This window comes from Mesobacillus selenatarsenatis SF-1, from assembly GCF_000813125.1.
GTDB lineage: Bacteria > Bacillota > Bacilli > Bacillales > Cytobacillaceae > Mesobacillus > Mesobacillus selenatarsenatis.
In genome coordinates this window covers 41,255-48,909 of sequence record NZ_BASE01000124.1, presented here as the reverse complement: position 1 = coordinate 48,909, position 7,655 = coordinate 41,255, and the positions used below count along the sequence as shown (strand labels likewise).

The 7,655-nt window shown below is 44.5% G+C and carries 6 protein-coding genes and 1 riboswitch; of the genes, 2 read left to right on the top strand and 4 right to left on the bottom strand.

Annotated elements, in window-relative coordinates:
• Positions 1-157: 157 nt before the first annotated feature.
• Complete coding sequence (gene tbcS, locus TY49_RS22090; RefSeq protein WP_041968050.1) at positions 158-1,252, bottom strand: tetraprenyl-beta-curcumene synthase; 1,095 nt, start codon at positions 1,250-1,252, stop codon at positions 158-160.
• A gap of 38 nt (positions 1,253-1,290) precedes the next feature.
• Entirely contained in the window at positions 1,291-2,094 is an 804-nt protein-coding gene (locus TY49_RS22085; RefSeq protein ID WP_041968049.1) for an alpha/beta hydrolase, read from the bottom strand.
• A 114-nt stretch (positions 2,095-2,208) separates the two neighbouring features.
• Here TY49_RS22085 and TY49_RS22080 point away from each other — a divergent pair, with 114 nt between their 5' ends.
• Together TY49_RS22080 and TY49_RS22075 are read left to right on the top strand one after the other, a co-directional pair.
• Complete coding sequence (locus TY49_RS22080) at positions 2,209-2,733, top strand: gamma carbonic anhydrase (protein WP_041968048.1); 525 nt, start codon at positions 2,209-2,211, stop codon at positions 2,731-2,733.
• A 92-nt stretch (positions 2,734-2,825) separates the two neighbouring features.
• A complete protein-coding gene (locus tag TY49_RS22075) occupies positions 2,826-3,701 on the top strand; it encodes a C39 family peptidase (RefSeq protein WP_041968047.1) in 876 nt (291 codons plus the stop codon).
• Positions 3,702-3,704: 3 nt separating this feature from the next.
• Here the strand turns inward: TY49_RS22075 and asnB are convergent, their stop codons facing one another.
• A complete protein-coding gene (gene asnB, locus TY49_RS22070) occupies positions 3,705-5,600 on the bottom strand; it encodes an asparagine synthase (glutamine-hydrolyzing) (RefSeq protein WP_041968046.1) in 1,896 nt (631 codons plus the stop codon).
• A gap of 253 nt (positions 5,601-5,853) precedes the next feature.
• Positions 5,854-7,056, bottom strand: coding sequence for a methionine adenosyltransferase (gene metK / locus TY49_RS22065; RefSeq protein ID WP_041968045.1), 1,203 nt, complete (start codon positions 7,054-7,056; stop codon positions 5,854-5,856).
• Positions 7,057-7,342: 286 nt separating this feature from the next.
• A riboswitch (SAM riboswitch) is annotated at positions 7,343-7,482 on the bottom strand.
• Positions 7,483-7,655: the final 173 nt, after the last annotated feature.

The window sequence follows — 7,655 nt, the reverse complement described above, 5'->3', positions numbered from 1 at the left end:
AGGGTTTATGTTCCCGTTTTCCCTCTTGGACAGGAACGGGGCACATTTCTGGGGGTTATGTTCCCCGTTTTTCCCTCTTGAACTGAGACCGGGCAATTCAAATTGTCAAAACCAAAAAAGCCAGGATTCATTACCCGGCTTTTTCACAAATTCACTATCATTTAATAAACGCCTTAACCACTCCCGAAGGAACCCACCTCTGTAATGACCGGTAAGCTCGTCCATTAATATAAAAGAAGTAGCTGACGGGGCCAGCTGTCTTGATCATTTCCCTGGCCAGCTTCCTGATTCTTTCCTGGCGTCTTACTTTTTCATCGGACAGGTAAACGCCTAAGAGGCCCCGGTTAATCAGTTTATGGAATCTTTGATGCGGAAGCTTGGCTGTATGATGATCAGCGTTTTCCACGAAATGTCGAAGCCGCTCAAACAAAGCTTCTTCATTTTCATAGTAAAAACAGAAGTTCAAATCGCCGCCTTCGCGGTCCTCTTCCTGGTCGATGAAATAATCGAGCAGGATGTGAAGGCCTTGTATGTAAGGAAAATATCCGTTGCGAATGCTGTCGGCATATTCGGGTTTAAAATCATCGCGGAGCGCGTAGGATACGAGGCAAAAGATACCAAGTGTCGAGCCGGTGCACGCTGAGAATTCATACCACTCCATCTCGGGAATGTTGTCACGGTGGCCGTCAAACCATGTTTGCAGCCTTGGCACACGGTCTTTTACCTCAACATGCTTGTGGATTTGCAAATCGCAATAATAATCACAAAGCTCGCTCAGATGATGTTGGATATCCTCGAAGTGATCTAGCTCCGACAGGACTTCCCTGCAGACAGTCACCAGCTCAATGAGATATCCCCCGTCATTCTGGTCCTCCCGCTCCCGGTAATAATTTTTCAATTGGCGGCCCGGATTCAAAGCGTCTGCCATTGATTCATGCAGCGCAGCGAAATCGGCTGGATCCAATGATGTACTGCGATCACAAAGATTATCCAGGTAATCGCTGATCGTCTGGTAAGCAACTATGAAACGGATCGCTGTTTTGTAATTCTTTTTCGCAGTCAGGCTCAAAATCGAGCCTCCTTCGCAATGGAAGGTTTTATGCTCGATACTGGCCAGTGCCTGTTTTCTTAATTCTTGGTTCGGAATCTCCTCTGCCCTGCTCTTCCAGTACGCCAGCTCCCTGTGCACTTGAGGCAGGACTTGTTTGTATACACGGTACATTAAACTGATTGGCATTGATGGAATCAACATGTATACACCTTCATCCTTTCCATGTAAAACAACACCTTCTAGTAAACATAACCAATTGCCTTCAGCTGGCTGATGACAAAATCATGCGCATAATCAAAAATCTCTTCGCGTTCAGGTTCGTTGAACACCTCATGATAGCAGTTCGGCCATTCTTTATATCTTTTTTCAGACAGCGGAGCATTGTTGAACCATTCCTTAACAGAACGTTTATCAACAATGCGATCATCGCCGCCCTGCAGCAAGAGCGTCGGAACGTCCTGGACCTTCCCCATGTTTTCAAAGGCTTGCTCCATTGCCGCTGCCAGCTCGCGGTACCAGCGCACCGATACCTTCGTAATGTATAGTGAGTCATTCGCGTCGACCGCCCTCACATCTTCATTCCTGGTTGCCATCTCGACTGACAGACCTGATGCGATTCGGAAAGTCGGAACAATGACATTCAAGCCGTGCGAAAGCATATCCAGCATTTTAGAAGGATAATTGACCAAACCAAGACATGGCGATGACAAAATGAGTCCGGCAATTTCGACACGTTCCTCTTGCAGCATGCGGATCGCTACAAGTCCTCCCATACTATGGCCGAGCAAAAATACTGGCAAGTCAAATTCATAGGCTGCCTCGACCCATTCTTTCACTTCCAAAATGTATTCATCAAATGAATCAATATGGCCACGGTTTGCTCTTGTTGTCATGCCCTGTCCAGGCAAATCACCCATTATGACATGAAATCCCGATGAGCGCCAAGCTTCAATTAGCCATCCGTAACGCCTGTGATGCTCGAGGGCACCATGAATCATAACGATTACAGCCTTAGCATCCCCGTCAGCTTCCCATTTCCACATGACCATTCCCCCACTCAAATACTTTTTCTTTCTTTAAAAGAACTATAATATATAATTAGTGAAAAATAAAAATGAAAGCATTGATTAAATCTATTTTATTTAGGAGTGTATTAAATGATGTATCCATACAAAGGCAAGACACCTAAAATAGCGGATTCAGCTTTTATTGCAGATTATGTAACGATTAGCGGGGATGTCGAAATCGGCGAGGAATCGAGCGTCTGGTTCAACACCTCAATCCGTGGCGACGTCGCTCCCACTATTATCGGTAATAAAGTGAATATACAGGATAACTCTGTCCTCCATCAAAGTCCAAATAATCCGCTAATTCTTGAGGATGAAGTGACTGTTGGCCACCAGGTCGTCCTCCACAGCTGTATCATCCGAAAAAAAGCATTAATCGGGATGGGCTCAATCATCCTCGATCAGGCTGAAATCGGAGAAGGTGCTTTCATTGGCGCCGGCAGCCTTGTCCCTCAAGGTAAAAAAATCCCGCCGAACACACTGGCATTCGGACGCCCAGCAAAGGTCATCCGCGAGCTGAATGAAGACGACATCCGAGACATGGAGCGAATTTCAAGAGAGTATGCCGAAAAAGGACAATATTATAAAAACCTACAAAACAAAGACAATGATTGATTAAACAAATCCCGCATCAGTCCGATATTAATTTATATATTATACCCTGCAATTTTTAAAATATGCGGACGGGCCAGGTGATCGATGTGGATATGTCATATATATCAATTGCGGCTGTTGTACCTCTGCTAGTCTTGTTTTTTCTGTTAATCCGAAATCAAAATAGCATGATAAAATCCATCTTGATGTTCATGTTTGTTTTTACATCGGTGGCCGGTGCCTTCCTGTTCGAGAACCTGCAGGCTTCACATGTCGCCAAGGCTGTCCAGTCGGTCAAACAATGGCTTGATGAGCCCGAACCAAGTGCGCCACGACAGTCAGCTGCCATCATAGAAGAATACAAACCTGAAATCATCCCAATAAAAAACCAGGTTCTCCTGGATGCTCCGGTCATCTGGCAGATGCCTGAACTCCCAAGAGGATGTGAAGTCACAAGTCTCGCCATGCTCCTGCAGTACCAGGGTGTTCAAGTGGACAAGCTGACACTTGCCAGGGAAGTAAAGAAAAATCCAGCTGAATACCGGCTCAATAATGGCAAAATCTATTTTGGCGATCCTCATGAAGGATTTGTCGGCAATATGTATACCTATACCCAACCAGGACTGGGTGTCTATCACAAACCGATTGCTGAACTGGCAAAACAATATCTTCCTGGAAAAATAAAGGACCTAACAGGCGCAGAATTCCCGGAACTTAAAATCCACTTATCAGATAACCGGCCAGTATGGATCATCACGAACACTGAATATAAAAGATTGGACGATAGCTTTTTCCAAACATGGTATACACCTAATGGAGAAGTCAAAGTTACCACAAAAGAGCATTCTGTATTGGTCACCGGCTATGATGAAAATTCCGTTTATTTCAACGACCCGTTAACTGGTGAGAAAAATAAAAAAGCACCCATGAAAGACTTCGTGGAAGCCTGGGTGCAGATGGGAAGGCAAGCAATTACCTACCTTCCCTGATTTTTAAGATTGTAAAACTTTCTGAGTCTCATACTCCTTCTGGAAGGAGTATTTTTTTTCGACATAAACATCATGCCACATCATGAACATCAGCACCGTCCAGATTTTACGGCTGTTGTCAGCTTTGTTCTGGCAGTGGTCATCCAGTAGCTTCAATAAGTAAGACTTATTGATAAGATGCTCTGTGTTGCTTTCCTTGATGATGTTTTTTGCCCAGTCATTCATTTCATTCTTCAGCCAGTGTCTTATTGGCACCGGGAAGCCAAGCTTTTTGCGAGTAAGAACGTGATCAGGTACAACGCCTTCAGCAGCTTTACGCAAAATGTACTTGGTTGTGTTGTTAGCTGTTTTTAAGCTTGTAGGAATCTTTGAAGCTGTTTCAAAAACGATTTTATCCAGGAATGGAACACGAAGCTCCAAAGAATGAGCCATCGTCATTTTATCAGCCTTCAATAAAATATCCCCGCGCATCCAAGTGTGGATATCAATATATTGCATTGTATCAACCGGGTCGTAGCCTCTGCTCTCGCGATAAAGAGGCTTCGTGATATCCCTGTAATCATACTGTCCATTATAAACGTGGAGCAGCTCGCTCTTCTCTTTTTCAGTGAACATCTTCGCGTTTCCAATGTAACGCTCTTCCATTGGCGTCACACCGCGTTCGATGAAGCTCTTGCCCCTCATGCCCTCTGGCATCATTTTCGAAATGCCCTTCAGCATCGACTTTCCTACCTGGGGAATCTTGTTGAACATTTCAAGGTCCTGCGGCTCGCGATAAATGTTATATCCTCCGAACAGTTCATCCGCACCTTCTCCGGATAGGACAACCGTTACATGCTTCCTTGCTTCACGGGCAACAAAGTACAAAGGGATAGCAGCCGGGTCAGCAAGCGGATCATCCATATGCCACATGATTTTCGGAAGTTCATCCATATATTCCTGCGGACTGATCACATAGCTGATGTTTTCAACTCCGAGTTTATCAGCCGTTTCCTTCGCGACATCAATCTCGCTGAAGCCATTTTGTTCAAACCCAACAGAGAATGTCTTGATTGAAGGATGATACTGCTTCGCAATCGATGCGATGATCGAAGAATCAATTCCGCCAGAAAGGAAAGAACCAACTGGCACATCACTGCGCATGTGGATTTTTACCGATTCGAACAGGACATCCCTGATCTCCTTCGTGAATTCATCCTCTGATTTATGGATCGGCGAGAAGCTCGCTTTCCAGTAACGCTTGATTTCCATCGGCGAACCGATTTTCTTTGTAAAATAATGCCCTGGCTCAAGCTTGTAAATGCCTTCGGACATTGTATTAGGTTCTGGCACGAATTGATAAGTCAAATAATGCTGTAGTGCTTTGTAATCAAGAACATCATTCTCAAGCGCTAGCAAAATGCTCTTCTTTTCAGACCCGAAGAATGTGCGATTTTCATCTTCAAAGTAGAAAAATGGCTTAATGCCGAAATGGTCACGCGCACCGTAAAGAAGCTGCTCCTCTTTATCCCAGATGACAAACGCGAACATCCCGCGAAGCTTGTCAACAGCCTGCTCTTTATAATGACTGTATAGGGCAATGATGACTTCAGTGTCGGAATGAGTTTCGAAGGTCAGCCCTTCTTCAATCAACTCTTCACGAAGTTCAAGATAGTTGTAGATTTCTCCGTTGAAAATAATCCAGTAGCGCTCATTTTCATACGTCAATGGCTGATGGCCAGCCTCAAGGTCGATGATGCTCAGACGGCGGAAGCCGAACTGGATATGCTCATCATAGAAATATCCATCATCATCAGGACCACGGTGGGTGATGATGTCATTCATATTTTTAAACAGCTGCTTGTCATCGCTGCTGAATTCCTGTGTATTTTCATGTACACAACCGATAAAGCCACACATTATGTACTTCACCTTCTCCATTTCAAATAAAAATTTATTGTGATTTTCCAATGATTTTACTATCTAAAAACATACCATCTAATACTATCATTAAACGCAAAGTTTTTGCAGTAAAATCTAAGGGAAATTTAAGGTAATACTCTATTTTACACCTTTTGAACCATCCGCAAACCTGAGTGCTTTTTGCCTCTTCCCTGATTAGACGGCAAATAATAAAGGGAGTTACATATTTCTATGCAACTCCCTTTTGATTTTATTTTCCTTGTGCTTGAGTACGAAGTGTTTCAGCCTTGTCTGTACGCTCCCATGGAAGGTCTACGTCAGAACGGCCGAAGTGTCCGTAAGCAGCTGTCTGCTTGTAGATTGGCTTGCGCAGGTCAAGCATGTTGATGATACCAGCCGGGCGAAGGTCGAAGTTGCTTTCAACTACGTCGATCAAGACATCTTCGCTCACTTTGCCTGTACCGAATGTATCGATTGAGATCGATACCGGACGTGCAACGCCGATTGCGTAAGCAAGCTGAACTTCAACTTTTTCAGCAAGGCCAGCAGCTACGATATTCTTCGCAACGTAACGTGCAGCGTATGCAGCTGAGCGGTCAACTTTTGTAGGATCCTTACCAGAGAATGCACCGCCGCCGTGGCGAGCATATCCGCCGTAAGTATCAACAATGATCTTGCGGCCAGTCAAGCCTGCATCACCCTGAGGTCCGCCAATGACGAAACGGCCAGTTGGGTTGATGAAGTATTTTGTGTTCTCGTCGATCAATTCTGATGGAACAACAGGGTTGATGACATGTTCTTTAAGATTGCGCTGGATTTGCTCGAGCGAAACTTCCGGATGGTGCTGAGTCGAGATAACGATTGTATCGATGCGGACAGGCTTGTCGTTCTCATCGTATTCAACTGTTACCTGAGTTTTTCCGTCCGGACGAAGGTATGGAAGGATTTCTTCCTTTCGCACTTCAGTCAGGCGGCGTGAAATCTTGTGTGCCAATGAAATCGGAAGAGGCATTAGCTCCTTCGTTTCGTTGCAGGCAAAACCGAACATCAAGCCCTGGTCTCCCGCTCCGATTGCTTCGATTTCCTCATCTGACATTTGGCCTTCACGTGCTTCAAGAGCCTGGTCAACACCCATTGCGATGTCAGCAGACTGCTCGTCGATTGAAGTCAAAACTGCACAAGTTTCAGAGTCGAAACCGTACTTAGCACGAGTGTAGCCAATTTCCTTGACTGTTTCACGGACAATTTTCGGAATATCTACGTATGTAGATGTAGTGATTTCCCCTGCAACTAGTACAAGGCCTGTCGTAACGGATGTTTCAGCAGCAACACGTGCGTTAGCATCTTTTGCAAGGATCGCATCCAAAATCGCGTCAGAAATCTGGTCGCAAATTTTATCCGGATGGCCTTCAGTTACTGATTCAGAAGTGAACAAACGGCGTTTGTTTGACATCTGATTACCTCCCTCATTTATTTAATTGATCGAGACTGTCCCAATACAGACCTCGGTTGATACGGTACTCATTCCCTATGTAGTATGAAATAAACGCTGAGTTTTTATTAGAAAAATTTGTTTAGGATTCATGGTGAATTTCTTTTTTTTTCTAATTCTCACCCACGGGAGCAATGACACCAAAGAAGGCAGTCCTGTTGCATTTCCATGCATCGGACAGAAGAAAGCAATATAAAAAACCTCTCCAATTTCGAGGAAAGGTTTATGCTTAAATCCGCGCCTTTCGCTCTTATCGTTCAAGGGCAGTTCCCTTGCGTCAGGTTAGCACCTTTGCCCGGAAATAGCAGCATTCTAAATGCTGTTTTTTCACGTCTGCAGGTTGCTGGGTTTCATTGGGCCTGTCCCTCCACCAGCTCGGGATAAGAGAGTATCCGTTCAAGACCAAATCATAACGAAACTACAATTGCATGTCAATGATTTTCTCGGTAAATTTGTCGATTGTTGTTGAAAGTTTTTTTGTATAATAAAATGGGCTCGAAACGCTTCTTTTTGCTTGACTATATAAAGAAAGAATTATATAACGCAAGTTAGGTACAAGG

Bases quoted from the DNA above. Each gene is read 5' to 3' on its own strand.
- TY49_RS22075 (WP_041968047.1), top strand. From the start codon at position 2,826: ATGTCATATATATCAATTGCGGCTGTTGTACCTCTGCTAGTCTTGTTT.
- asnB (WP_041968046.1), bottom strand. From the start codon at position 5,600: ATGTGTGGCTTTATCGGTTGTGTACATGAAAATACACAGGAATTCAGC.
- TY49_RS22085 (WP_041968049.1), bottom strand. From the start codon at position 2,094: ATGTGGAAATGGGAAGCTGACGGGGATGCTAAGGCTGTAATCGTTATG.
- TY49_RS22080 (WP_041968048.1), top strand. From the start codon at position 2,209: ATGATGTATCCATACAAAGGCAAGACACCTAAAATAGCGGATTCAGCT.
- tbcS (WP_041968050.1), bottom strand. From the start codon at position 1,252: ATGTTGATTCCATCAATGCCAATCAGTTTAATGTACCGTGTATACAAA.
- metK (WP_041968045.1), bottom strand. From the start codon at position 7,056: ATGTCAAACAAACGCCGTTTGTTCACTTCTGAATCAGTAACTGAAGGC.